This window comes from Alloacidobacterium sp. (assembly GCF_035631355.1).
Taxonomy (GTDB): Bacteria; Acidobacteriota; Terriglobia; order Terriglobales; family Acidobacteriaceae; genus Alloacidobacterium.
Genome location: NZ_DASQIX010000001.1, coordinates 69571 through 90156 on the forward strand (window position 1 = coordinate 69571; position 20586 = coordinate 90156).

General features: G+C 57.1%; 20 protein-coding genes and 1 pseudogene. 10 read left to right on the forward strand and 11 right to left on the reverse strand.

Going from position 1 to position 20586, the window contains the following annotated elements:
* The first annotated feature begins 4 nt into the window (after positions 1–4).
* From def to rsmB, 3 genes are read left to right on the forward strand one after another with little or no spacing between them, the layout of a single operon-like run.
* A complete protein-coding gene (gene def / locus VEV40_RS00320) occupies positions 5–514 on the forward strand; it encodes a peptide deformylase (protein WP_324829375.1) in 510 nt (169 codons plus the stop codon).
* Positions 515–517: 3 nt separating this feature from the next.
* A complete protein-coding gene (fmt, locus tag VEV40_RS00325; protein WP_324829376.1) occupies positions 518–1453 on the forward strand; it encodes a methionyl-tRNA formyltransferase in 936 nt (311 codons plus the stop codon).
* Positions 1450–2796 (forward strand): 16S rRNA (cytosine(967)-C(5))-methyltransferase RsmB, encoded by a 1347-nt coding sequence (gene rsmB / locus VEV40_RS00330; protein WP_324829377.1) that lies wholly within the window; start codon positions 1450–1452, stop codon positions 2794–2796. The genes fmt and rsmB overlap by 4 nt, the downstream gene beginning before the upstream one ends.
* A gap of 291 nt (positions 2797–3087) precedes the next feature.
* On the opposite strand, the gene VEV40_RS00335 is transcribed toward rsmB, so the two are convergent.
* The 5 genes from VEV40_RS00335 to aroB are packed head-to-tail and all read right to left on the reverse strand — an operon-like array spanning position 3088 to position 7548.
* Positions 3088–3849, reverse strand: a complete 762-nt coding sequence (locus VEV40_RS00335; RefSeq protein ID WP_324829378.1) for a PASTA domain-containing protein — start codon at positions 3847–3849, stop codon at positions 3088–3090.
* Positions 3846–4262, reverse strand: coding sequence for an OsmC family protein (locus VEV40_RS00340; protein ID WP_324829379.1), 417 nt, complete (start codon positions 4260–4262; stop codon positions 3846–3848). Before VEV40_RS00340 ends, VEV40_RS00335 begins: the two co-directional genes overlap by 4 nt.
* An 11-nt stretch (positions 4263–4273) precedes the next feature.
* Positions 4274–5707, reverse strand: coding sequence for a cation diffusion facilitator family transporter (locus tag VEV40_RS00345; protein WP_324829380.1), 1434 nt, complete (start codon positions 5705–5707; stop codon positions 4274–4276).
* A 15-nt stretch (positions 5708–5722) separates the two neighbouring features.
* The gene (locus VEV40_RS00350) at positions 5723–6463 is read right to left on the reverse strand and encodes a ubiquinone/menaquinone biosynthesis methyltransferase (RefSeq protein ID WP_324829381.1); all 741 of its coding nucleotides are present in this window, start codon (positions 6461–6463) and stop codon (positions 5723–5725) included.
* Positions 6463–7548, reverse strand: a complete 1086-nt coding sequence (aroB, locus tag VEV40_RS00355) for a 3-dehydroquinate synthase (RefSeq protein ID WP_324829382.1) — start codon at positions 7546–7548, stop codon at positions 6463–6465. The genes VEV40_RS00350 and aroB overlap by 1 nt, the downstream gene beginning before the upstream one ends.
* 81 nt (positions 7549–7629) lie before the next feature.
* Here aroB and nadB point away from each other — a divergent pair, with 81 nt between their 5' ends.
* Both nadB and VEV40_RS00365 read left to right on the forward strand, forming a co-directional pair.
* The gene (nadB, locus tag VEV40_RS00360) at positions 7630–9204 is read left to right on the forward strand and encodes an L-aspartate oxidase (protein WP_324829383.1); all 1575 of its coding nucleotides are present in this window, start codon (positions 7630–7632) and stop codon (positions 9202–9204) included.
* 96 nt (positions 9205–9300) lie between these two features.
* A complete protein-coding gene (locus VEV40_RS00365) occupies positions 9301–10062 on the forward strand; it encodes an FkbM family methyltransferase (protein ID WP_324829384.1) in 762 nt (253 codons plus the stop codon).
* Between the two features lie 321 nt (positions 10063–10383).
* Here the strand turns inward: VEV40_RS00365 and VEV40_RS00370 are convergent, their stop codons facing one another.
* Together VEV40_RS00370 and VEV40_RS00375 are read right to left on the reverse strand one after the other, a co-directional pair.
* Positions 10384–10605 carry a hypothetical protein gene (locus tag VEV40_RS00370; RefSeq protein ID WP_324829385.1) on the reverse strand — a complete coding sequence of 74 codons (222 nt, stop codon included), beginning with the start codon at positions 10603–10605 and terminating at the stop codon, positions 10384–10386.
* A 134-nt stretch (positions 10606–10739) separates the two neighbouring features.
* Positions 10740–12848 carry a winged helix-turn-helix domain-containing protein gene (locus tag VEV40_RS00375; RefSeq protein WP_324829386.1) on the reverse strand — a complete coding sequence of 703 codons (2109 nt, stop codon included), beginning with the start codon at positions 12846–12848 and terminating at the stop codon, positions 10740–10742.
* Positions 12849–12963: 115 nt separating this feature from the next.
* Here VEV40_RS00375 and VEV40_RS00380 point away from each other — a divergent pair, with 115 nt between their 5' ends.
* Positions 12964–13875, forward strand: a complete 912-nt coding sequence (locus VEV40_RS00380; RefSeq protein WP_324829387.1) for a retropepsin-like aspartic protease — start codon at positions 12964–12966, stop codon at positions 13873–13875.
* 154 nt (positions 13876–14029) lie between these two features.
* Here VEV40_RS00380 and VEV40_RS00385 read toward each other — a convergent pair whose 3' ends face one another.
* The 4 genes from VEV40_RS00385 to VEV40_RS00400 are packed head-to-tail and all read right to left on the reverse strand — an operon-like array spanning position 14030 to position 17140.
* Positions 14030–14935 (reverse strand): TerC/Alx family metal homeostasis membrane protein, encoded by a 906-nt coding sequence (locus tag VEV40_RS00385; protein ID WP_324829388.1) that lies wholly within the window; start codon positions 14933–14935, stop codon positions 14030–14032.
* A 12-nt stretch (positions 14936–14947) separates the two neighbouring features.
* Positions 14948–15874: a M28 family peptidase gene (locus tag VEV40_RS00390; protein WP_324829389.1), complete on the reverse strand. Its 927-nt coding sequence runs from the start codon at positions 15872–15874 to the stop codon at positions 14948–14950.
* Positions 15874–16677 carry a twin-arginine translocase subunit TatC gene (tatC, locus tag VEV40_RS00395; RefSeq protein WP_324829390.1) on the reverse strand — a complete coding sequence of 268 codons (804 nt, stop codon included), beginning with the start codon at positions 16675–16677 and terminating at the stop codon, positions 15874–15876. Before tatC ends, VEV40_RS00390 begins: the two co-directional genes overlap by 1 nt.
* Positions 16670–17140, reverse strand: a complete 471-nt coding sequence (locus VEV40_RS00400; protein ID WP_324829391.1) for a Sec-independent protein translocase subunit TatA/TatB — start codon at positions 17138–17140, stop codon at positions 16670–16672. Before VEV40_RS00400 ends, tatC begins: the two co-directional genes overlap by 8 nt.
* Positions 17141–17320: 180 nt before the next feature.
* On the opposite strand from VEV40_RS00400, the gene VEV40_RS00405 reads away from it, so the two are divergent.
* The 4 genes and pseudogenes from VEV40_RS00405 to VEV40_RS00420 all read left to right on the forward strand — a co-directional run.
* Positions 17321–18943: a hypothetical protein gene (locus VEV40_RS00405; protein WP_324829392.1), complete on the forward strand. Its 1623-nt coding sequence runs from the start codon at positions 17321–17323 to the stop codon at positions 18941–18943.
* A gap of 100 nt (positions 18944–19043) precedes the next feature.
* Positions 19044–19757: a DUF4386 domain-containing protein gene (locus VEV40_RS00410; RefSeq protein WP_324829393.1), complete on the forward strand. Its 714-nt coding sequence runs from the start codon at positions 19044–19046 to the stop codon at positions 19755–19757.
* 31 nt (positions 19758–19788) lie between these two features.
* A complete protein-coding gene (locus tag VEV40_RS00415) occupies positions 19789–20034 on the forward strand; it encodes a hypothetical protein (protein WP_324829394.1) in 246 nt (81 codons plus the stop codon).
* Positions 20035–20190: 156 nt separating this feature from the next.
* Positions 20191–20586, forward strand: a pseudogene (locus VEV40_RS00420) (GDSL family lipase); the annotation flags it as partial.

Below are 20586 nucleotides of genomic sequence, written 5' to 3' on the forward strand. Positions count from 1 at the left end.
AAGAATGATTCGAGAGATTGTCAAATACCCCGACCCGATTCTACAGAAACCCGCCGAGCCGGTGACCGAGTTCAACGATGAACTGCGGTCGCTGGTCGATGATATGTTCGAGTCGATGTATGCGGCGCAGGGCATCGGGCTGGCCGCGCCGCAGATTGGCCTTTCCAAGCGGCTGACCGTGATTGACCTCAGCTTCAAAAAAAATCCTGAAGAAAAAATTGTCCTTATTAATCCGGAGATCATTCACAAAGAAGGCAAGCAGAGTGAGGAAGAAGGCTGCCTGAGCCTGCCTGAGATTCGTGAAAAAGTATCGCGCGCGTTCAAGGTGCGCGTGCGCGCCCAGAATGCAAATGGCGAATGGTTCGAGCTCGATGGCGAGGAACTGCTGTCCCGCGCCATGCAGCATGAGATCGACCATCTCGACGGCATTCTCTTCATCTTTCGCGTAAGCGGGCTGAAGCGCGACCTGCTTCTGCGCAAAATCCGAAAAATGCAGAAAAATGGCGAGTGGTAGCCAATGCGTCTCGTTTTTTGCGGCACGCCGCGGTTCGCTGTTCCCACGCTGAAGGCGCTGCTGCATGCCGGGCATGACATCCAGCTTGTCGTGACGCAGCCGGACCGCCCCAGCGGACGCGGCATGTCACTGCTGGCTCCGCCGGTAAAGCAGGCCGCGCTCGAAGCCGGCCTATCAGTAGTCCAGCCGGAAAAGATCAAGAACAACGCGGAGTTTCGCACGCAGTTGGAAGCGATCCAGCCGGAGGCGATCATCGTTGTCGCCTATGGCCGCATCATTCCGAAGTGGATGCTCGACCTTCCGCGACACGGCAACCTGAACCTGCACGCGTCGTTGCTGCCAAAGTATCGCGGAGCGGCGCCCATCCAGTGGGCGGTGGCCAATGGTGAGCCGGTAACCGGCGCAACCACCATGCGGATTGACGAGGGCCTGGATACGGGTGACATGCTCCTGCAGCGCGAGCTGCCGGTTGCACCCGATCAGACGGCCGAGGACATTTTTCCGCTGCTTGCGGAAATGGGCGCGCCGCTCATGGCAGAAACGTTGGAAGGATTGAACGCGGACACGATTACGCCGAAAAAGCAGGATGATTCCCTGGCCACGCTTGCGCCGATCCTGAAGCGGGAAGACGGGCTGGTGGATTTCGAGCGTCCGGCAATGGGGATTTATAACCGCTGGCGCGGATTTCAGCCCTGGCCTGGAGCCTACACGCTTTTTCGGGGCAAGAAGCTGGTACTGCATCGCATGATGCCGATGGAACTGCGTGGCGAGCAGAGCGTTCCAACTGAGGTGCGCGTGGAGCGCAACCGGCTCTTTGTAGATTGCAGTGAAAACAGCCGTCTCGAAATCTTTGAGGTCCAGCCTGAAGGCAAAAAGCGTATGGCTGCGGCGGACTTCCTTCACGGATATCAGCTCAAAAGCGGCGACCGCCTGGGATGAGCCACGTAGCGCCAGCACGTGCCGCAGCTTTTGAAATTCTGCTGACGCTGGAGCGCGGTTCGGGCCACAGCGATGAGCTTTTGCACCGGCCCGCCATAGAAAGGCTGTCGCCGCAAGACCGCAATCTGGCCACAAATCTTGTCATGGGCACTCTGCGATGGCAGATTGCTCTCGATGCGAATATCAAATCTCTGCTGGCGCGGCCCGAAACCCGGCTGCATTCCATAGCGCGAGTGTCTCTTCGGCTTGGAGCTTTTCAGTTACTTTATCTCGACCGCGTGCCTGTCTATGCTGCGATTGGAGAAAGTGTCGAGCTCGCAAAGACCGGAGGCCAGCCATATGCGGCGGGCATGGTGAATGCGGTCCTGCGAAAGATTGCTGCGCAGTCCAGGAAAAAAGTACCCGATACGGTTACGAATACAACAGAACTGGCCGCCATATGTGCGCATCCTGAATGGCTGGTCGAGCGATGGGTCAGCAATTTCGGATTACAAGCAGCACGGCAGATCTGCGAATACGACCAGCAGCCTGCGCCAACATTTGTTCGCCTGCTCGAAACGGAGGCTGAGCAGGAGCTGCTGGCAGAAGGCGTTGAGCTTGCGCCTGCCAGATTTTTGGCGAACGTTCGCACAGTGACGCGCGGTGATGTTTCATCCACCGCCGCTTTCCGCGAAGGCCGGGTGCGGATTCAGGATGAAGGCTCGCAACTGGTCGCAGAACTTGCCGGGCCTGGCCTGAAGATACTAGACTCCTGTGCCGCACCCGGAGGCAAGGCCGCGATTCTTGCGGAACGCAATCCCAGTGCATCGATCACGGCCTGCGACGTCAGCAAGAAGCGCCTTAGTGACATGCAGCGCACGTTGCGGAACCAGGCCAACATCGATTTTCGGCTGGCAGACATCGCAAAGAAGGAGCTGGAGCCGGAGTTCGATCTGGTGCTGTGCGACGCCCCATGCAGCGGCACCGGGACGCTGGCCCGCAATCCGGAGATCCGCCATCGGCTCAGACCGGAAGAACTGAAGCGGCAACATGAGCGGCAAGTGGCGATCCTGAAATCGGTCATGCGCGGCGTCAGCCCAGGCGAGCGGCTGCTGTATTCTACCTGCTCTCTAGAGCCGGAGGAGAATGAAACCGTCATTCACGAGTGTCTTCGCGGTCGCGATGATTTCAAACTCGTCCGGATCGATGGAGAAGTCGAGCGGCTGGAGCGTGCCGGGATTCTCCTCCCTGAAGGCGCGAAGACATTGCGTAAAACGGCGCTCGTTAACGGCTGTCTACGGACACTTCCGGGTGTTCACGCCTGCGACGGCTTCTTTGCTGCTCTTCTCATCCGGCACGCCTGAACTGACCACCACCCTTTCTATTGGGCCGTTACTGCCCAATTGGCGAGGGCATGCCGCCGCCCGGTCCGGGCGTGTACAAAGCCAACGGGAACGCAAGCAGCACGGCAAAGAGAATGTAGGTAAGCATGGAACTTTTCTCCTTTTGTCGGAATTGGGCCTGAAAAAGCCTACACAAACAGGAAAGCCCTTTGCGTATGGGGCTTGTAACTGGGAAAATTGCCAGCTTGTTCCTGGCAGAACTGCCTGATGTAAGAGCTTCAAAATCGAGATGCGGGCAGACGACTGGTTTTGCTAATGCGTCACGGCCAGTTGGATCGGAGTGCTGGCGTCGACGCGATAGCCAGCGACTGGGGATTGACTAATCACTGTGCCCGGAGGCACAGGCGCCGCCGGAGTTTGTGCTCCGTTTCCTGAAGAGATTGATGGAATGCTGGCGGAGACATTGATTGCAGGCGCGAGCTTGAGTCCAGCGTGAGTTACGGCTGCGGCTGCGACGGAAAAAAGCTGGCCGGTGAGATCGGGCATGACAACGCCGTCTGCCTGGGCGTTTGCTGTGTCAGCGACCAGCAGGCTCATGCTCGGGCGCTCCACGCCTTCGGCATCGGGTGCGGGGTTCTGTGCGATGACCGCCCCCTCCGGCGCGCCGGCATAGGGCATCCGCGCGACATTGCCCAGATCAAGTCCGGCGCGGCGAATGGCGATGGTCGCCGCTCTTTCCGGTTGGCCGATCACTTTTGGAATTGGGATTCGCTGCGGCCCCAGGCTTTGGGTAACGCGAAGACGCCACTCGCGGCGCACTACTGCGCCGGGGGCAGGAGCCTGGGTTAGAACGCGCCCGGCAGGCATCTCGGCGCTGTAGAAACGATTGTCCACGCTCAGGTTCAAATCGAGCGATGCGGCTTTGCGAATTGCGTCGGCTACAATAAGTCCGCGGAAATCCGGCACGGAAACCTCGGCTCCGTGGATGGCGAAGTGCATGGTGATGACTGCGGAAAGAAGAGCGACGACGCACAGGAGTAACACCACGAGTACGAGGCGAAAGAAGCCGATCATTCGCCTGTTGCTCCGTCGGCGTATTCGATGGTGAATTCGATGGCAGCGCTTTTCTCCAGCATTCTTGAGACGGAACAGTATTTGTTCTTTGAGAGCGAGACGGCATCTTCCGCTGCCTTTTTCGAAACTTTTCCGCTGATGCGATAGGTGAGGCGGATATGTGTAAATGTGCGCGGAGGAGCGGGGGCTTGCTGTGCTTCAGCCGAGACGATGAGGCTGGTGAGGGGCTCGCGCTTTTTCTGCAAAATGCTGACGACATCGACCGAAGTGCAGGCGCAGAGCGCGGTCAGCACGACTTCCATGGGGCTGGGGCCGGTAGTGTGTGCGCTGTCCGCGTCAATAGGGATGGTGTGGCCAACCTCAGTGCGTCCTATGTACTGCGTTCCTTCTTTCCATTCCGCGCTTGCGATCATGCTCATTCCTTTTAGTGGTGACGATTATCACTGGCCGGTTCGGGATGGACCAGCACACGATGGACTTCGGGGCATTCCATTTTGAAGTGGTCTTCGAGCGCGCTGATGACTTCGTGTACGCGCTGCATCTCCATTGCATCCGGCAGCGTGCAATGGCAGGAGACCTGAACCTTCTCTCCCATGCGGGTGACCACAACTTCGTGAATGTCGATGATCTCGGGTAACAGCGACGCTGCGTGACGCAGATGCTCTTCGATGACGCGGTCTTTGGCGACCCGCTGCGGATGCTCGATGGTCGCCGGCTCGCTTTCGATATGGGTGAGCACGGATTCCACCTGTGGCAGCTCTTCGCGGATTTCGTCTTCAATGCGCTTGACGAAGCTATGGGCTTCGACCAGCGGCATTTTTTCGCAAACTTCAATATGTTGCTCAACATGTAGCTTGCCGTTAATGGACTGGATGCTGACATCGTGCAGGACGATATTGTTGCGGGCGGCCACAGCGCGCACCTTGTCGAAGACGCTTTCCGCGACTCCGGGCCGTGGCACGGTATGGATCACGACGTCTGCATTGGGCAAAATGCGCTGCACGGCTGCGGTCGCGTCTTTCACCAGATCCTCGGTGTGCTGGAAGGTCATCTGGCGCGAAAGCGAGAGGGTGATATCGGCGAAGTACGAATTGCCGGAGCGCCTCATGCGCGCCTGGTCGACGGACAGAACGCCCGGAGTATGACGAACTTCATTCAGGACACGGCGTCGCATTTCGATGGGCACCGCATCTACAAGAGCGCCGACTGTGCGATAGCCGAGTTTTCCGCCGAAATAGAGAATCATGAGAGAAACGCAGATGGCGGCGAAGGGATCGGCGAGGCGCAACCATGGGACGTGCAGATTCGCTCCAAGCCAGGATGCGCATAGACCGATAAAGACGGCGACGGTAGACCAGATGTCCGAGGCGAAGTGCAGCGCATCGGCTTCAAGCGCCTGGCTGCTGTATTTGTTGGCCACGGCCATGAGCTGACGCGAACGCCAATAATCGACGGCCATGGAAAGCGCAAGCACGAGCAGCGGCCAGAAGGAATAGCGAATTGCGACTGAGTGGAAGAAGATGCGACTGATCGCTTCGTAGGTGATCCAAATGCTCGAGGCCAGCATGAGGAATGTCTCGACGAAGGCAGAGACGTTTTCGATTTTGCCGTGGCCGTAAGGATGGTTCTCGTCGGCAGGTTTGTCTGAGACACGGACAGAGAGGAATGTCAGCCCTGCGCCAGCGAGATCAATGCCTGAGTGCGCTCCGTCAGAGAGCATGCCGAGGCTGCCGGTGAGGAAGCCGGTGAGGAGCTTCAGCGCCGTCATGACGCCGGCCGCCAGAACGGACACCAGGGCCACGGAGCGCTTCTCTGTGCGGGCGCGAGTGAGATTTGCGGCTGTGGTTGCCTGTGGCATGGCGAACTGGCTTATCTAGGGTTTCACACCGCGGTAGAGCCCGGCAATGCCGAAGCTATAGGACTGCCATAAGACTTCGCTGAATCCGGCACCGCGCATCTCTTGCAGCATTTCGGCGGGCGGAGGGAATTTGTGCACAGACGCGGGAAGGTAAGCATACGGTCCTGAGATGCCGGAAATGCGCGAGCCGACTGCCGGAAGGATTCGGCGGAAATAAAAGGCGTAGAGCTTGCCAAGCAGGCCGCCGGGCTCGCTGAAGTCAAGAATGCCGAACTGGCCACCGGGCCGCAGCACGCGGTGGAATTCTTCAAGCCCGGCCCGATAGTTCGACAGGTTGCGGAAACCAAAGGCGGTGGTGATGAGATCGATGGAATCGTTAGCTAGCGGTAGTTGGAGGGCGTCGGCTTCAATGGCGACGATGTTGCATCCGGCGAATTTGGCGTTGCCGCGGACCAGCATTTGATGAGAGAAGTCGGCGGCTAGAATGGGCTTGCTGTTTGTGGGCCGATGGCGCGCGAGCGCCATTGTCATATCGCCGGTGCCGCAACAGATATCGAGAATAGTGGCATCAGGACGGGCTAGGATGTCGTGGAATTTGCGCGCGGTACGCCGCCACCACAAGCGGTCCACGTTCATAGAAAGAACGTGATTCAGGAGGTCATAGCGCGGGGCGATGCTGTCGAACATTTCGCGCACAGCCCGCGCAGCGCTTTGCTCATCTGAGGTTCCAGCAGGTTGTGCGCCCTGAGTCTGCATTACGATTTCCGGACTTTAGCGAGCATCCAGTCGATGGCGGCGGTCAGTTCCGCATCCGTTACATCTTCTACAACGGATGCGTTGCCGATGCTATTGGGCAACACGAAGCGTCGCTTGCCCTCGCGATTTTTCTTGTCGTGCGATGTGGCTTCGAGCAGCTTTGCGGTGGTGGTGTTGAAGACGGGGAGTGGACCGTAGGAGAAGATCGCGCATTCGACCCGGTCTGCCTGAGCGGGCGAGATGGTCCCTCGCGTGCGTCCGAGGTGCAGGGCAGCAATCATGCCCCAGGCGATGGCTTCTCCATGCAGCAGCTTGCGGTAATGCGTGGCTGCTTCAATGGCGTGGCCAATCGTGTGGCCGAAGTTCAGGATCATGCGCAGGCCGGATTCGCGCTCGTCGATTCCGACGACGTTGGCCTTCATGCGGATCGAGGCTGCAATGACGTATTCGAGCGCTTTGCCTTCGCGCTTGAGAATGGCCGCAACATTTTGCTCCATAAAGCGGAAGAGCCGAGCGTCGCGGATCACGCCAGCCTTGATGCTCTCGAAGAGTCCGGCGCGCAGCTCGCGGGTTGAGAGTGTTTGCAGCAGATCGATGTCGGCGTAAACGGCGAGCGGATGATGGAAGCTGCCGATGAGATTCTTGCCGACTGCGAGATTAGCTCCGGTCTTGCCCCCGACGGATGAATCCACTTGCGCGAGCAGCGTTGATGGCATCTGGATGTAGTCGATACCGCGCATGTAGATAGCGGCAAGGAAGCCACCCATATCGCCGATAATGCCGCCACCAAAAGCGACCAACAATGAGCTACGGTCAGCGCCTGCGGAGGCCAGTTCAGAGGCCAGACGCTCTACGTGGATCAGCCTCTTGTGCTGTTCACCGGCGGGCAGGAAGAGGACGGAGGGCTGGATATCTTTTGGAAAAGAAGCCAAAAAACGTTTTGACCACAAGGCCCAAATCTCCGGCGAGGTAAGGACGAAGACATGATTTCTTTTTGGCAGTCGGCGGTAGAGAGTCGGCAAGATGCCACTGCCGACCAGCACGGGATATTTGGCTGACGCTGTTTTGACTTGAATCGCAGGCACGTTCTTCTCATCGTATCGCAGGCGTGTGCGCTGCATCTTCGAGGCGTGACGGTGAGTCTAAGAATGTTAGCCTCAAATTTTATGGAAATTTCTCGTGAAGCTGATTATGTGATCGTTGGCGCGGGTATCGCTGGACTGCGGGCTGCGATTGCATTGCCTGATACAGCCCGGGTCCTCGTCATCACAAAAGAGCAACTGCGCGAATCGAACACGAGCTATGCGCAGGGCGGCATTGCCGTTGCTATGGGTGGCGAAGAAGATGTGTCTGAGCACCTGGAAGACACGGTGAACGCCGGCGATGGCCTGGTGAATCGCGAAGCGGCAAAGGTGCTGGTGGAAGAGGGTCCACTGCGTGTTGACGAGCTTTTGCAATGGGGCACGGGGTTCGATCGACATAACGGCAGATTGATGCTCACGCGCGAGGGAGCGCACAGCCGCAATCGCATTCTGCATGCGAATGGGGATGCGACCGGAGCGGAGATTGGGCGCTCGTTGCTGGCGCATGCGCGCGCGATGAAAAATGTCAGCCTGCTCGAATGGGCGATGTGCGTTGATCTGCTGGTGGAGGGGGGCGAGGTCGTCGGCCTGACTGTACTCGACCATGATGGGCAACTGCACGCGATTCGCGCGCGTGCTGTGTTGCTGGCGAGCGGCGGGGCGGGGCAGGTGTATAGCGATACGACGAACCCTGCGGTGGCCACGGGTGATGGTATTGCCATGGCGTATCGTGCCGGGGCTGATATTTCGGACATGGAGTTCTATCAGTTTCATCCTACGGCGCTGAGCCTGCCCGGCGTGCCGCGATTTCTGCTGTCGGAAGCGCTGCGCGGCGAGGGCGCTTATCTGCGAAATTCGCGCGGCGAGCGATTCATGGAACGCTACCATCGTCTGGAAGAGCTTGCGCCACGCGATGTTGTGGCTCGCGCGATTACACGCGAAGGCATTGGTAAAAACGGGGAGGAGTTGCCCGTTTATCTGGATATGCGACATGTGCAGGGTGTCGATTTGGGGAAGAGGTTTCCGAGTATCTCCGCATTTTTGGCACAACATGGTCTGGACCTGAGCCGCGATCCGATTCCGGTTCGTCCGGCAGCGCACTATCTTATGGGAGGCGTTAAGGCGGATGTGAACGGACGGACCTCGCTGAAGCGTCTTTATGCCGCAGGCGAAGCGGCTTGCACCGGAGTTCATGGAGCCAATCGTCTCGCCAGCAATTCTCTGCTTGAAGGACTGGTTTTTGGCGCACGCGCGGCGGAGGCTATGCGCGATGAACCAGAGCTTACGGCTGCAAGCGAGATTCCTGCGGATGATTCGCAGTCATCATCTCGGGTTGAGAATGTCGATCGTCTTCTACAGCAATTGCAGCAGGTGATGTGGCAGAAGGCCGGATTGTTGCGCGACGCTTCCGGCTTGCAGCAAGCTGAAGTGGAACTCAAGCAGATGTGTGTGCAGATTCCGGCCATTGCAGATCGTCCGTCGCTCGAATTACGGAATTTGCATGCGGTTGGCGAGTTGATTGTTTGTTCTGCACTCGCGCGCGAAGAGAGTCGGGGTGCGCACTATCGCAATGATTTCCCGCAACGGGATGACTGGCGGTTTCTAAAACATTCTGTGGTGAACAGAGATCAGAGTCGGGTTCGCTTTGAAGCGGATTAGAGCAATTTATCGTGTAGGTACAGATAGTATGGCGCCTGCCAGAGCCACACCTCGCAATTGAAGAAGGCAAACAGTTAGACGTAGAATCGCCATTGCATGAGTGCCATTAAATCATTTGCAAAGCGCAGGTTCCATAGCTTTGGCTATGATGTGCGACGTTTTTACCCGCTGCAATGCGAGGCATTCCGCCTCGGAAGGATGCTTGAGACCCATGAGGTAAATCTGGTCTTCGACGTTGGCGCGAACATCGGACAATTCGCCCAATCACTGCGCAAACTTGGCTATCGTGGGCGGATTGTCTCATTCGAGGCACAGAGCGAGGCCAGAGACCAACTGTTGCATGTGGCGAGTCTCGATCCACTGTGGGAAGTCGCGCCAAAGGCGGCAATCGGAGCGGAAGATGGCGAGATCGAGTTGCACCTGGCGGGCAACTCGATCAGCACTTCCGTCTTACCGATGCTCGATTCTCATCTGAGGCTCGGACCTGATTCCAAGTATGTTCGCACCGAGCGCGTACCTCTACGTCGGTTAGATACGATTGGGACCGGCTATCTCCAGCCCGACTCGAACCTTTTCATCAAGGCAGATGTGCAGGGATACGAGGGCGAAGTGCTGAAAGGTGCGACGGGTCTGTGGAGCAGGGTGGTCGGTCTGCACTTGGAAATGCTGTTTGTCCCCCTCTATGCGGGCCAATCCAGTTACAAAGAATTGATTTGTGATTTGAATACTCTCGGGTTTGAGTTATGGGATCTCAGGTCAGTACTGGTCGATCAGCAGACCGGAAGGATGTTGTGGGCGGATGCCGTGTTTTTCCCTGGAGTGGAAGTTAAGGAGGGCGCCCGTGCAGTGCTCCGCTAGAACTTGATGTTGGATGAAGCCGGTTCCCCGCAGTGACGATTCGAATCTAGTGAATTGCGGAATGCTCAGTATCCGAGCCCATCGCCCATTCTTCGAGTCCTCAATGCGAATTAGTCTCTAGGAGCAACAGCCCGATTGGGGTTCCTGCAAAGACCTATGGCATGGTTGAGCAGCTTCGGACAATTCATTGCCTTGATTTTCACTCAAACGGGCCAGGTCTTTGCGCGGTTGTGGACGTATTACCGGCGAGCTGGAAGTGATATCTTGTGCGGGCAAACCCCATGTCGATTCATGGATTGGTTCTAATACGTGGAAGACCCCCTAAATCTGGCGCTTCTCGGGGATGAGTTTGCTGGCGATGGCGAAGATCTGCAGCGTGATCAGGATCACGGCCAGCGATATGGTGACAGGAACCTCAATCCAATGCGCGAGCAGCATTTTTAAGGCTACGAAGGCAAGAATCGCGGCCAGTTCATAGTGCAGCATGTCAATGAGCGCATAGGTCTGTCTCGCCATCCGACTGGAGTTAAGAACCACTGGCAAGGATTAACTCTGGTCAAACGATTCTCGGGAGCAGAGATCCGCGGAGTCAAAAGTTACGCAAGATCCAGGCATTGTTGTCAGTAAACTGCCAGCTACGATTGAATTCCTCGCCGATGTGTTTACCGACGTTCCTGCTATTTCTGTTCCAGAGTGAGGGCGTAGAGGTCGGTGGTTGAGGCGTCGCGAAGTAACAGGGGCGCGTCGGTGTGATCCAGCCCAAACCATAAGCCGAATGTTCCGGTAAACCGAAATCCTTTCAATCCGACGACTCCCTTCGCCTCCCCACCCGTCGCCGGAATGCGAAGGATGCCAGAATCGTCCGTATATCTGAGGAAGTAAATAAACTGGCCATCACCTGACCACCTTGGATAAACGAGGATGCCTTTGTACACAGTCGACCAGTGCTGGGTTTTCGTCTCGAAGACACACAGCGACGAAAGGTCGAGTGATGCAGCTAGGATGGATTGTCCGTCAGGAGACCAGGCAGGCGCGAACTTGCCAGGCGAGCCCGACAGGGTTGTGATCTGATGGCTGCCGAGGTCGAGGACGCGTATGTCGCTCCCTTTAATGCGGTCATAAAAACTGCCCGTCGAAAAAATGATCTTGCGCCCATCCGGGGACCAGCTCGGAAAAGTCTCCTGCCCGCTGTCCTCGGGGAGAAGCCGTTGCGGACTACCACCGCTGGAGGGAACGATCCAGGCATGCCAACCTTGTGGAGACGGCGCCATGAAGATGATCTGAGTGCCGTCTGGTGACCAGGCGGGCGCTGCGGGCTCCAATGGTGGACTGGTCAATTGAACGCGGTCACTTCCATCAGGGTTGGCTCTCCATAGGATGTCGTCGGGGTAGGAGACGTAGGTGACAGAACGGCCGTCTTTGGAGAAAGCCAATAAATCGGCGGAGATACCGCGAAGGAAGGGCTGAAACCGATTGGATTTCGGATCGAGACGCACCAGCTCGCCCGCACTTGTGGAACCGGTGGCGAAGATGCTCTTTCCATCTTGGTTGAAAACCATGCTTTCCCAGTTGACCGGGCCCGAGGTCAGTTGAAACGGCTCTTTGGCAGTCCGCCGAAAAAGTCCGCGCCGCTCATCGAGTGCGTAGATTTGGGATGCAGATCCGGGGGGTGCAGTGAGAAAGATGAAAAATCCTCCATCAGTTGACCAGTGGCCGCAACACCTCCCCCATGAGGGACGCCAGCCAACGAGCAGAGGATGGAGGTTGGAACCGCTGGATGTTATTTCCCAAAGTGAGTGTTCTCTGTCAAACCGGATTGTCCTGCCGTCAGGCGACCAGCTAAGCGCGTAAGCGGCACCTCCGGCAGATGCCAGCTTGTGAGCGCCAGTCCCATCGCTGCTGATGATGTTTATGTCGCCATTGAGCGTGGAGTATGCCACGAGCTTCCCGTCAGGAGACCAAGCGGCGCTTACTGCGTCAGCCAAATAACGATTGGAGCCTCCCACGACCTGAGCCGTGTAGAGAGGTGCTGAGGCAGACAGGCGCTTCTCGTAGGACTGGATGAGAAAGGTCGAACCATCAGGCGAGACGCCACGCAACAATGGCTTGGGCAATGTGATCGAGGGAACCGGCTCAATCATGCCACCCAAGACAGAAACCTGCGAAATGGAAAACTCAAGGCTGGGTTGCAGGTAGAGCCTGCTGCCGTCCGTTCCGCGAACCTCTCCCGCGCGGCCGTTGTGGGTGAGCTGGGTATAATCCGAGATTCGCAACGGTGCGGCTGTGTTCCGGCTTGCAACCTCGAACCATATCAGCAAAATACAGGCGCAGCATGCCACAACAATCCCGAAGGCTCGCCTCATCCGGGGCCTGGGGGTTTCTGCGGTCCGTGTGGTGGCGAACGCTGCCTCGGGTGGCGCCTCGGGAATCGAACTGTAGGCGCCGGAAACGAACCCATCCCCTGAGACCTGCACCTCGCACAAAAAACGGTAGCCAATGGTGGGGATAGTGGCGATGAAGCGTGGCTGGTGGATGTCGTCTCCGAGGAGGCGGCGCAAACTGGCCACGCTGCGGGTGAGGGAGTTTTCCGAGACGGAGGTGTCGCTCCAGACGGCGTCGAGAAGCTCGTCCTTGGTCACCACGCGGTGGGTGTTGTGAAGCAGAAACTGCAGAACCTTAAAGACTTTCGGTTCGACAGGTAGGACTTCACCCGCCTTGGTGACGGTGAAGTTGCGCTCGTCGACCTCTACATCGGCAAACCGAAAGATGCAGCGTGGTTGCTCCATCAGGTTCCCCGCAAAATCTTCATTAGCTGCGAAGGATAACGGAGGAAAACCGTAAAGACCTCGCCGAGCCGTGCGCGGAGAGTTAGCCCAGCCAACCAGGCTGAGGTGACTTTCCATGACAACTCTCAAATGGCTCGCATCCGCGATCCTAGGCAGCGTCATGATTCCCGCGCTCTACTCCGAAGCGCATTGCCCGCGAGATGTGGTCAGTATACGCCCGCGTTTTATTGAGCATTCCATCCTTGTTCTTCCAGTCACTCTGAATCACTCAGGGCCATTTGACTTTGTGCTGGACACAGCCGCGCAGGTCACAACCATTGATCCGGAACTCGCCGCCGAGTTGCACCTGAAACTGCTGGGTCAGACCGGAGTGACAGGCGCGGGCTTTTCTACGCACGCCTCATACACCCTGCTGGATTCACTGCAGGCCAGTGCATACGAAGTAAAAGACCTGCTGCTCTTGATACACAACCTTGGACAGGTACAAATTGCTGACCCGCGGGTTCGCGGTATTCTCGGTGAGAATTTTCTGGAGCATTTCGACCTGCTCATCGATTATGCGCACGGCATCGTTTGCCTGGACACTACAAAACAGATGCAGCAGAACGTTAAGGGCGAGCATATTGCTCTGGTGGGTCCATCGCATCTGGACCGCAATATGCCATTTACCGAGCCACCGAGCATTTCAGTGCGCGTGTCTGGCCTCGTGCAACCGCTCCTGCTTGAACTCGATTCGGGAATCAACTCGCCACTGTTGTTCGTCGCCGGAAAGCTCCGACCCGCCGCGTTTTCGAGCGCGACGCTTCACAGTCGCGGCACCGACGGAGCATCACATGCCTACACCGTCTTGCCACCCCAGGACATTCAAGTCGGACTCCACTCGTTGCAGCAGATTTCGTTCGTAACGCCCGTCGCTGGCAATCAAGACATTCCCGATGCGGAGATTGATGGCGTGCTGCCAACCGCGCTTTTCGCGCGCGCATTCATCAGCTATGCGGACCGCTTTGCTGTGCTTGAGCCGCGATGAGGAAGTGGATGCGCTTTCATCTTAGTTGAGGCGTATCGGCAATGCACTCACCGAGCAAGTTTTTGTTCTGGGAGTGAACGGCAACACGGAAGTAATGTTCTGGGCGAGCAAATGGCGTATCGATTTATGAATATGTTTAGTGCGTGTAAGGCACCTAGATTTGGCGCTTCTCGGGGATGAGCTTGCTGGCGATGGCGAAGATCAGCAGCGTGATCAGGATCACGGCCAGCGATATGCTGACAGGAACCTCAATCCAATGCGCGAGCAGCATTTTTAAGGCTACGAAGGCAAGAATCACGGCCAGTCCATAGTGCAGCAGGCGCAACTTATCGAGCATTCCGGCGAGAACGAAATATAAAGAGCGCAGACCGAGGATGGCGAAGATGTTTGATGTGTAGACGATGAATGGATCGCGCGTGATCGCCAATACAGCGGGAATCGAATCGAGCGCAAAGACGAGGTCCGTTGCTTCAACGGCAAGAATGACAAAAAAGAATGCGGGCATCCCGAGTTTTATGCCTGCCTCGCCACTATCGTGTACTCCACGCAGACAGCGGCGCTGCAGCCAACTCATAAGGCCCGGACTTGAGTCGTCTCCAGGTTTATGGCGCAGCAGGCGGATTGCCGCAACCAGAAGAAAAGTGCCGAAGACATACTCGACCCAGGCGAAGCGGTTCAATAAGGAGACGCCGACCGCGATGAAGACTGCGCGCATGACGATTGCGCCCAATATGCCCCACAGCAATACGCGATGCTGCTCTTCCGCGTCGAGACGCAGAGAACGAAACATAAGCAGGAAGACGAAGAGGTTATCGACGCTGAGTGAGCCTTCGATCAGGTAACCGGAGAAGAATTCGAGGCCAGGCTGTCGTCCCTGTGTTTTTGAAAGAAAGAGCGCGAAACCACAGGCGAGCGTCGCTAAGAAAATGGTCCACGCCCAGGCGTTGCGCATTTTCGTGGAATGCGAGCCGCGATGCAAAACAGCGAGATCAACGATGAGCAGGACAGCCACCAGCACATGGAACCCAATCCAGTACGGGATGGACGCGCCAGCGATCATGTATAGAAGACTCTAGCGTAGATTCAGGAGCCGGATAGTTTCAAGCATGGTGTTACCAACGATGGAAAGGCTTTTTGCGCTGATTTTGTCCATCGTGTCCTGCGCGGTGTGCCAGTAGGAATTGTTGTAGCCGTAGTTGAGATCGATGATATCGGCTGAAGGGACGCCGCGACGCACGAATGGAAGATGGTCGTCCATATCGGCTGTCTGCTCCTGAAAGAAATAGGATTGGTCACCGTGCTTCGCAGCGGCGCGCTGGATGAGATCGAGCAGCCATCCTGTCGAATTAGAGTCGCGCTGAATGTTGAGGTCTTTGTCGCCGATCATGTCGAGAATGATAAAGGCTTTGATGCGCTTCAGCGTTCCGTCGTTCGCCCATTTTGCGGCAAGATGACGGCTGCCATAGATGCTGTCCGTGTCAGACCACTCCTTGAAGGCTTCCTCGCCGTCGAAGAAGACGAGCCAGACGCTGTATCCGTCGAGCGTGCGGTCGCGGAGATGATTCGCCATTTCGATGAGCAGGCCAGTTGAAGAACCGCCGTCGTTTGCGCCCACGAAATGGATATTGCGCAGCGGGTAGTTCGTTTCATAGTGGGATGCCAGCACGATCACGCCGTCTTTTTTACCGGGGAAGCGGACGATGAAGTTGTGCATCTCCTGTGGACCGGCGGGCGTGTTCATGGTGAAGGTGTCTTCTTCGAGATTGTCTTTGGCGAATTGCTTTTTCAGGAAGGCTTCGGCTTTGACATGGCCGGGGCTGCCCACCCATCGCGGGCCGGTGGAGACGAACTGGCGGGTGTATTCGAGGGCGCGTTCGCCGTTGAAGGTCTGGGCTGCTGCGCAGAGTGATGCTGTGAATAACAGGATCAGGATCAGAATTTGCGGTATCCCACCCTTGCTTCGCAAGGATGGGGCACCCGGAGTTTGTCTATCCGGCATCAGCCTGCGGCCTGCTCTTTTTTGCGCCTGCGGCGGGCGGGATGCACCATGAAGGCCACGCCGATACTGATGAGGTAAAGGCCTAGCATGGGGGCGGCGAAGACGCACATGGTGAGGATGTCTGGCGTGGGCGTGATGATGGCCGCGATGATGAAGATGATGAGGATGGCGTAGCGCAGATTTTTCCAGAGAAATCGCGCATTCACGATGCCAAAGAGCGCCAGAAACATGACCAGAATCGGCAACTCGAAGGTGACGCCCAGGCCCAGAATGACGGTGAGAAAGAGATCGGTGTATTCGTTGATCTCGATGAGAGGGTTGAAGTCTTTGTTGAACGTGAACAGAAAATCGAGCGAGCCGGGGAAGACCCAGTGGTAGCCGAAGAACGCTCCGGCGAGAAACAGGCCCACCGTGGCACACATGAAGGGCGTCACGAAGCGTTTTTCGTTCTTGTAGAGTCCGGGCGAGATGAAAAGCCATACCTGATACAGCACAAATGGCGCGGCGATGATGCAGCCAGCCATGAAACTGACCTTCAGGTACAGGTTGAAGCCATCAATCGGGTTGTGATAGTTCAGCAGCGCAGGCTGATGATGCCTGGCCAGAGCGTATTTGATCGGCCGCTCCATGTAGCCGTAGATTCTTTCGCGAAAGCCCCATGCGATGAAGAAGCCGGCAACCAGATAGATGACCGAGTGCACGATGCGGCGGCGGAGCTCTTCCAGATGCTCAAGAAGGCTCATGCCGGGCAACTCAGCGCGTTCTGAGACTGCCGACCGGGCTCGGTCTAGTAAATCAACCATGATGGATCGGGGCCTGCTCGCTTTCCGTGATTTCAGCGCCTGTGCCGTTTACTGCTGCGCGCGCGGCCTCATTTTCTTTGGCTTCCGCAGCCTGGTAGCCGGGGTCGATTTCCTCTACAGGCAGATTTTTGTTGTAGGGCCACTCGGCGCTGACGGGCTCGCCGGTCTTCGGCGGCATGATGCTTGGCGTGGCCGCAGTTTCCGGCGCTGCGACTGTAGTTTCGGCGGGCAGTTGCGCGGCGGCCTCGGTCTGGGATTTGGCTGCTGCCGCATCCAGTTGCTTTTGCCGCTCCTGCTGCTCCATGGCGCGTAACTCTTCGTCAATCTGCATTTTGAACTCATTGCTGGCGCGGCGGAACTCGGCCAGGAGCTTGCCAATCTGGCGGCCGATTTCCGGCAGCCGTTTTGGGCCGAAGAGAACCAACGCCAGCAGGAAGATGAAGATGGAATCGCCGAAATGCATCTGGTTCCATCCATGATACCTGCGGGAATGGACGCCCCACAAACAATGCGAAATGGTTCTTGTTGGACTTGGGGCCATTCAACTAAGCTTGCGGCCATGAATAGACGTATTGCTTGTTGCCTTTCGGTGACCGTTTGGGGCGCTTTGTGTGCCGTTTCGCCGCTGATAAATGCGCAATCCATGCCAAATATGCCGGGAATGTCCGGGGAGCACCACCACCATGACGACGCTCCGCTGAATACGGAGAAGCTGGGCAAGGTGCATTTCCTGGTCTCGTGCGCGGCGAAGTCGCAGGCGCCTTTTGAGCGCGGTATTGCGTTGCTGCACTCATTTGGATACACGCTGGCGGAGGAGCAGTTCGAGGCGATAGCCAAGAGCGATCCGGCCTGTGCGATGGCGCACTGGGGTGTGGCCATGACGCAGTATCGCGAGCTGTGGGGACGGCCAGATGCGGAGGCGCTGAAGACCGGAGCAGACGAGATGGAGAAGGCGCGCGAGATCGCGGCCAAGACGAAAATTACGCCACGGGAACAGGGGTATATCGACGCGCTAAGCAACTTTTATCGTCTAGCGCCGCAGGGTTATCAGGCCGCTGCGGACGCTTACGCGATGGGAATGAGCAAGCTGCATGCGGACTATCCGGACGATACGGAGGGCGCGGCGTTCTATGCGCTGGCTCTGATTGCAGATGTGGCCCCAAATGATACATCTTTGACACAAGAGCGGCATGCACTGGTGATTCTGAAGCCGCTGTTTGAGAAGTATCCGGACCATCCGGGACTGGCGCACTACATCATTCACACCTGCGATACGCCTGCGCTTGCAGGCGAGGGGCTGGAGGCGGCGAAGGAGTATGCGAAGATCGCACCCTCGTCGCCGCATGCGCTGCATATGCCAAGTCACATCTTTGCGCGGCTGGGCATGTGGCAGGACGACATTTCGTCGAATCTGGCTTCGGCGGCGGCATCGCAAAAAGATGAAGCGGAGCACCAGCCCGGCGTCGCGCACCAGATGCACGCGGATGAGTTTCTGGTCTACGCCTATCTGCAGACGGGGCAGGATGAGAAGGCGCGCGATCTGACCGACCAGATGCGCTCGATCAGTGAACATATGGCGGCGCTTCCGTGGCAGGACGACATGAAGGACTCGGGCGTGCGTTTCGATAACGAGCTGCGCGTGGTCTACAACATGGAAATGCACGACTGGAAGACGCTGGCTGCGCTGCAACCTGCGCCGGGCTCCGAGTCGCGGGGATTTTCCGCGTTTGACATTTACTGGGGATGGGGCGTTGCGGCCGGCCATCTACACGATGCAAAGCTGGCGGCTTTGGCGCTCAAGAAGTATGACGAGGTATTGCAGCGGCTGAAGAAGTCGCGGTATGCGGATGCGGCGGAGGATGCGCAAATCCGCCGCAACGAGATTGTGGCTTGGCAGGCGTTCGTGGAGGACCGGCCCGATACGGCGCTGGAGGCAATGGGCAAGGCTGCGGACCAGCAGGACAAACTGGGACAGGGCGAGGTTGATATCCCGGCGCGCGAGATGCTGGGTGACCTGCTGCTTTCACTGGGCAGGCCGGAGCAGGCGCTGGCAGAATACAAAGTTGCGTTGAAGCTGAGTCCGAACCGGCTGAATGGGCTGCTGAGCGCCGGGGCTGCGGCGGAGGCGGTTGGTGATACGGCGCTGGCGCGGTCGTATTACGAGCAGGTGGCGCGGAATACGGATAATGGGACACATACGAGCCGTCCGGCAGTGGCGCATGCGGTGCAGTTCGGGGCGGATCATCCAGAGGTGGCGGCGAGGTAGAGTTGTCCCACATCTCTTCAAGATGTGGGGCACCCGCACCCGGCAAAAGTCTGGTGCCTAAAACTGGATTCGAACGGCACTTCCTGCAGCAATTATCGAAATGCAATCAGGGATCGAAAACGCCGAAGCGACTAAAACGCAACGAACATACGCGAGACTTGCGGGGTATTTGTTCCTCGGGGTGATCATCGTTGCTTTCGGAGGCGGCTTTATCCTCTCTCACGTTGCGGGGAGTGGAAGCTTTGCGGAAACAGCCAAAAGAATCGCAGCGTCGGAGCGCCTATATCGAGTGGGACTCTCGGCTGCGGTGATTGTGAGTTTGGGCAGCGCCCTGCTCGCTTTCGCGCTGTATGCAACGCTGAGACCCGTCAACAGTCTGCTGGCTCAACTCGCGATGATCTTCAGTCTGGGAGATTCATTCCTGGCCCTGGTGGTGCGGATGTGCGACTTCGTGAGGCTGCATCTTTACCTTTCGACACAAACTGTCGGACCCTGGACGGCTGACGCGCAGTCATTGTCGGACCTGATGCGCAGTATTGGGAGTATCACGGAGAACATTGGCGGTATTTCTTTCGGTATCGGCTCACTACTTTTCTTTTGTTTGTTTTTCAAATCGAAATACATCCCGAGGATCCTGTCGGGGTTGGGCGTCGCTGCCGCGGTGATCTGGGTGAGCGTGTATTTCGCCAACTTGGTTTTCCCGGAGCGGCATGCGTTGTTCATGGTCATCTGTTTTCCGCCGATGGCTCTGGCTGATGTCCTAACCGGGTTCTATTTGATGTTGTTTACGGTAAAGACGGAGGTTGATGTTTGAAATCATGATGCTCTTCTGAAATCATCATGTCGTGCGAACTTCTCTTTCCATCGACAACGATGTGGCTAACCTTCTGAAACAGGAGATGCGGCGATCCGGAGAATCCTTTAAGGGAACCGTCAATCGTTTGCTGCGGCTGGGTCTAACAGCGGCTCATCGCCCACCAATCCGTAAACGGTTTGTGGTGAAGGCGCGCAGAATTGTGCTGCCTGCCAGAGTGAATTACGACAAGACGGAAGAAATTCTTGAGGCGTTGGAAGATTCAGCGCACAAGTAATCGCCGTATATCCTGATGCAAATGCATTTTAAAAGGCTCTTCGTTACTCCTGTTTGTGTATTTCTTTGCGCTGCCGCGTATGCTGCCTCGCCGACAGTGCACAAGGTTTCTACACTGCCAACACTTACCCCACTGCCAATGTCGATTGGTGGACGCATGCTAATAGCACCATCAGGTGATGCGGAGGGCTCTGGAGGGAAGGACTATACGTCTCAATGGCCGGGAAGCTACTTTCGGGCCGCCTTCGAAGGAAGCAGGGTGTTTTTTCGAGTTGGGCAAAGCGACGAAATACTGCACATTGTGGTGGATGGCCAGTCCGTCGCGCCGCTGATAAGGCCGGAGCAAGGAGCTTACGAGATAGATGGGTTAGGCGATGGCAGTCACGCGGTAAGCGTTCTTGTGGCAACGGAAAGTCAGGATGCTCCGAACACATTCAGCGGCTTTGCCATTCCGGTGGGCGAAAAGGCACTAACGCCAGAGCCGCGGCATCGTCAGATCGAGTTTATCGGCGACTCGCACACTGTTGGATTTGGAAATATCTCGACGACGCAC

Bases quoted from the DNA above. Each gene is read 5' to 3' on its own strand.
- VEV40_RS00340 (WP_324829379.1), bottom strand. From the start codon at position 4,262: ATGATCGCAAGCGCGGAATGGAAAGAAGGAACGCAGTACATAGGACGC.
- VEV40_RS00385 (WP_324829388.1), bottom strand. From the start codon at position 14,935: ATGATCGCTGGCGCGTCCATCCCGTACTGGATTGGGTTCCATGTGCTG.
- VEV40_RS00410 (WP_324829393.1), top strand. From the start codon at position 19,044: ATGCAATCAGGGATCGAAAACGCCGAAGCGACTAAAACGCAACGAACA.
- nadB (WP_324829383.1), top strand. From the start codon at position 7,630: ATGGAAATTTCTCGTGAAGCTGATTATGTGATCGTTGGCGCGGGTATC.
- VEV40_RS00365 (WP_324829384.1), top strand. From the start codon at position 9,301: ATGAGTGCCATTAAATCATTTGCAAAGCGCAGGTTCCATAGCTTTGGC.
- fmt (WP_324829376.1), top strand. From the start codon at position 518: ATGCGTCTCGTTTTTTGCGGCACGCCGCGGTTCGCTGTTCCCACGCTG.
- VEV40_RS00400 (WP_324829391.1), bottom strand. From the start codon at position 17,140: ATGCATTTCGGCGATTCCATCTTCATCTTCCTGCTGGCGTTGGTTCTC.
- tatC (WP_324829390.1), bottom strand. From the start codon at position 16,677: ATGGTTGATTTACTAGACCGAGCCCGGTCGGCAGTCTCAGAACGCGCT.
- def (WP_324829375.1), top strand. From the start codon at position 5: ATGATTCGAGAGATTGTCAAATACCCCGACCCGATTCTACAGAAACCC.
- VEV40_RS00375 (WP_324829386.1), bottom strand. From the start codon at position 12,848: ATGGAGCAACCACGCTGCATCTTTCGGTTTGCCGATGTAGAGGTCGAC.
- VEV40_RS00345 (WP_324829380.1), bottom strand. From the start codon at position 5,707: ATGCCACAGGCAACCACAGCCGCAAATCTCACTCGCGCCCGCACAGAG.
- VEV40_RS00405 (WP_324829392.1), top strand. From the start codon at position 17,321: ATGCCAAATATGCCGGGAATGTCCGGGGAGCACCACCACCATGACGAC.
- rsmB (WP_324829377.1), top strand. From the start codon at position 1,450: ATGAGCCACGTAGCGCCAGCACGTGCCGCAGCTTTTGAAATTCTGCTG.
- VEV40_RS00380 (WP_324829387.1), top strand. From the start codon at position 12,964: ATGACAACTCTCAAATGGCTCGCATCCGCGATCCTAGGCAGCGTCATG.
- VEV40_RS00390 (WP_324829389.1), bottom strand. From the start codon at position 15,874: ATGCCGGATAGACAAACTCCGGGTGCCCCATCCTTGCGAAGCAAGGGT.
- VEV40_RS00350 (WP_324829381.1), bottom strand. From the start codon at position 6,463: ATGCAGACTCAGGGCGCACAACCTGCTGGAACCTCAGATGAGCAAAGC.
- VEV40_RS00335 (WP_324829378.1), bottom strand. From the start codon at position 3,849: ATGATCGGCTTCTTTCGCCTCGTACTCGTGGTGTTACTCCTGTGCGTC.